The 3,475-nt window shown below is 51.0% G+C and carries 1 protein-coding gene and 2 pseudogenes; all 3 read right to left on the reverse strand.

All coding sequences use genetic code 11. The annotated features are described in order from the left end of the window. Positions 1-1,004 (reverse strand): annotated as a pseudogene (locus tag DEF47_RS04170) (hypothetical protein); the annotation flags it as partial. A gap of 24 nt (positions 1,005-1,028) precedes the next feature. Then, positions 1,029-1,415: pseudogene (locus tag DEF47_RS25140) on the reverse strand (lamin tail domain-containing protein); the annotation flags it as partial. A gap of 245 nt (positions 1,416-1,660) precedes the next feature. Beyond that, the gene (locus DEF47_RS04175; protein ID WP_012188650.1) at positions 1,661-3,265 is read right to left on the reverse strand and encodes a gamma-glutamyltransferase family protein; all 1,605 of its coding nucleotides are present in this window, start codon (positions 3,263-3,265) and stop codon (positions 1,661-1,663) included. Between the last annotated feature and the right edge of the window lie 210 nt (positions 3,266-3,475).

Genomic DNA, 3,475 nt, shown 5'->3' on the forward strand with positions numbered 1-3,475 from the left:
GGAGCCACTGGCGTGTTGGTTGGTGTTGCCGTATCGGTCGGCGTATTGGTTGGCGTGTTGCTCGCCGTTGGCGTTGCCGTATCGGTTGGTGTATTGGTTGGCGTATTGGTCGCCGTCGGCGTAGCGGTATCCGTTGGCGTGTTAGTTGGGGTATTCGTTGGGGTAGCAGTTGGGTTTGCCGCTAAAACCGTGTAGCTATAATCATCGGGATCATCATTGAAGCCCCGCACATGTTGGCCAAGCGGATTCACATATTGGCCATTATTGTGCTTCAAATAGGCTGAGGCCGAACCATCTTGAGCAATCACCCGATAGAAAATGCTTGTGCCGATTGGCTGAGCTGGAATGCTAGCCTGCCACAAATCGTAGCTATGGATTGGCTGGCTGCGAAAGCTAGCGCTCAACGATTTAATCCTCGTCATTGGAATTGTAGTCGAATTCGCTCCATCCCAGTAGCGCAGGCTAACCGTTTGCACATCAAGCGCATCAGTTAATGCCGAAATCGTCACAGCCGTGGTTTCGTCGATTGTGCCACTAGCACTATGCAAAAAGCTGTAGCTCTCGTTTGGCACAAGCTCAAGTTGAGGATTTACAGCAGTGGCGCTGTGATAGAGCTGATCCCACAGGATATTATTATCGCCCCCAAGCACAATTGGAGTGCTGGTTGGTGTGTTGGTCGCGGTATTAGTCGGCGTGTTCGTTGGTGTATTGGTGGCCGCTGAACAGCTCAACGTAGGGCTGGCAGTATTACGTGGGTTTGGCGTACCCACGCTAAATTCAGTTGCATTATTATCGGCATCAACACAAGGATTGGTACGAATAACGCTCGTCGTATTGCTTGGCGCACCTGTTGGCCCACTACCTTCGAAGTAATTAGCAGCTGTGCCATAACCAACGAGATCAATAATTTGGGCTTGTTGAGCAGGAGTACAAGTCGCGCTTGTGGAACACCCTAATGCTGTAGTGGTATTCGCAATAATAACCTTACCTGCAGTTGCAGACATAGCGATATTAGTTCCAGAAGCTGCATCTGGAGTTGGGATATCGCCTAGACCTGTACCCAGAGATAGCTGTACGAGATAGTATTTGCCAGGTAGAATTGTAGCATTTGGTAAAGCGAAAACACCATTAAAGTTCCCTGTGCTTGAAGCATATTGAATCGACAAGCCATTTAAAGAGACAGCAGAACCACTCAAATTGAACAATTCTACGTAATCACTCTTGTAAGTAGCCGTAGCAGAGCCGCCACCCCCATAAACTTGGCTAATCACGACGGTGCTTGATGCAGCGAAAGCAGGCTGAGCATTGGTCTGCGGCAGCATCCAAGCCAACAAGCCTACCAATAAAACACTTAATAATGAGCCGACCCGAGCACGATCAACAGTCAACAACGACCGCAATGAGCGCAATTGCATACCGACACTCCCCAAGACACAGATTTGGCTAAAACGTAAGGATTAGCCAAATCTTGCCACGCGGCCTAGCCCAACGTCAATGCTATTTAGTCCTATCAATGGCCTAGTTCTTTGGGCGATTATTGGCGTGATTGGTGGTGATCTGGCTTGATAATTAATTTAATTTTAGCCCTTTGGAATGCAAAAAAACAGCTATAGCCAAGCCATAGCTGTTTGAACTAGGTTAGATCTAGGACTAGCTTGATTTAGAAGCCCAAAGCACAGCCATCGGCCCGCATATCGCTGCCACCGATCAATGAGCCATTGGGCAAGCGCCAGATAATTTGGCCACGCCCAAACATGCCACCTTCAGCATGAATTTCGACATCGTGGCCCATGGCGCGTAAGCCTTCAGCGATAAATTGGGGCACGCCATATTCCAAATAAACTTTACGGCCAGCACCAACTTGCCAGCGCGGTGCATCAAGGCTAGCTTGTGGATTAAGCTGCCAATCAACACGGTTCAAAATCATTTGGGCATGGCCTTGAGGTTGCATCGCGCCGCCCATCACCCCAAACGGCCCAACCGCCTCGCCATCGCGAGTCAAAAACGAAGGAATAATCGTGTGGAAGGGGCGTTTATTGGGCGCTAAAACATTGGGATGCTGCGGATCAAGCGAGAAGTTCGCGCCACGATTTTGTAGGGCAATGCCGGTTTCGGGCACAACCACACCTGAACCAAAGCCCATATAGTTCGATTGAATAAAGCTGACCATCATGCCATCGCCATCGACTGCACACAGGTAGACCGTGCCACCTTGCGGCAACTGACCATGCTGTGGATCAAGCGCATACTCGCCAATCAGGCTGCGGCGGCTAGCAGCATAGCGCTTAGAAAGCAATTGTTTGGTTGGCACTTCAACATGCTCAGGGTCGGCAATGTAGCGATAGGCATCGGCAAAGGCCAATTTCATGGCTTCGATTTGCATATGATACGATTGAATGGTATCGCGGGTGGTATGGCTCAGATCAAAGCCTTCTAAAATATTCAGGGCCATCAACGCTGCCAAGCCTTGACCATTCGGCGGAATTTCCCAGACTTGATAGCCGCGATAGCTGGTGTTGATTGGCTCAATCCAAGTGCTGGTATGCTGGGCTAAATCGGCGACGTTGATAAAACCGCCAGTTTGCTGCGCCCATTCAACAATTTGCCCTGCCAATTCACCCGTATAAAAATCATCAGCGCCAGTTTGGGCGATGCGGCGCAAGGTACGCGATTGCCGCCGCGAACGCCACATATCGCCAGCACTAGGTGCACGCCCACGATAGGAAAAGGTGTTGAGCCAAGCACTGGTCGCGGGGTCAGTCATGGCTTCGTAGCGGCGCAAAGCCAAATTCCAATAATGTGAAACTATGGGCGTAACCGCAAAGCCATCTTCGGCGGCACTAATTGCTGGCATCAGCACTTCTTCAAAATTTAAGCGCCCAAAACGCTGATGCAGATCGTGCCAAGCTCGCGGCGTACCAGGCACAGTTACGCTCGGCCAACCATAGGCTGGCATCTGTTGATGGCCTGTTTGGAGCATGGTTTCTAGGCTGATCGCCTGCGGCGCACGCCCTGAACCATTGAGGCCATGCAACTTGCGGCCATCCCAGACCAAGGCAAAAGCATCGCTGCCAATCCCGTTGGATGTCGGCTCGACGACCGTCAACATTGCGGCGGCGGCAATCGCTGCATCGACGGCATTACCGCCACGTTCAAGCATCGATAAGCCAGCCAAAACCGCCTGTGGCTGACTGGTTGCCACCATCGAACGCCGCGCAATCGCTGGCATGCGCCGTGAGCTATAGGGTAAATCGATCAACTTCATCGTTTGCTGCCCTCAGATGCTAAGATTTAAATGTTGCTGCTTGTCTTTATTGTTATTCAGTTTAAATTGTAATAGTTCAGCGCTTAACAACAAGTTCTAACCGTCCCTCACCTCCGACCCCTCTCCCACCTCACATGCTGAGTTGGATGGAACACTTCGAAATATAGGTTTTAACGTTCCCTCACCCCCGACCCCTCTCCCACTGCGGCG

The sequence above is a fragment of the Herpetosiphon sp. genome (assembly GCF_003512625.1).
GTDB lineage: Bacteria > Chloroflexota > Chloroflexia > Chloroflexales > Herpetosiphonaceae > Herpetosiphon > Herpetosiphon aurantiacus.